Annotated in this window: 1 pseudogene; it reads right to left on the bottom strand. The window is 57.6% G+C overall.

Annotation, left to right across the window (positions count from 1 at the left end):
- Positions 1-392 (bottom strand): annotated as a pseudogene (locus RM530_RS18455) (hypothetical protein); the annotation flags it as partial.
- Between the last annotated feature and the right edge of the window lie 99 nt (positions 393-491).

Genomic DNA, 491 nt, shown 5'->3' with positions numbered 1-491 from the left:
TCAAGCCCTTCGGGCGGCCTGCGGCCGACCTTGACGCTCAACAGCAGCTCGAGAAACTGGGCCTTGTCTTCCACCCGAAACGACATAGAGCCGGTCTTTCGGGCGCGTTGACCGAAGGCGTTGTAGGTGTAGGTCGTTGTGCTGCTGCCGGAAGTCACGGTCTTGAGGCGGTTGAGTGAGTCATAGGTGTAGTTATAGCTGCCGCCATATCCGGTCTTGCTGGTGATGTTTTTCAGCGCGTCGTAACCGAAGCTCTTGGAGCGCGAACCGCTGACGCTCGTGATCCGGTTGCTTGTGCCGTCGAACACGTACGTATCGGTCGCATTGCTCCAAGAGTGCGTCTTCCAGTTTCCGTTGCCGTCGAGCGTCCAGGTCGTATTGGTGGCGCCCATGTTCGCTGTAGTGAGTCGGGAAACGCTGTCGTAACCATAGCATTAAGACGTCGGGGTCAGGTCTTAAGACGTCGAAGACGTCGGGGTCAGGTCTTGTTC

It is taken from the genome of Banduia mediterranea, from assembly GCF_031846245.1.
In the GTDB taxonomy this organism is placed as follows: domain Bacteria; phylum Pseudomonadota; class Gammaproteobacteria; order Nevskiales; family Nevskiaceae; genus Banduia; species Banduia mediterranea.
Note: the sequence above shows the minus strand (reverse complement) of the source record. Positions and strands in the feature narration are given on the sequence as shown.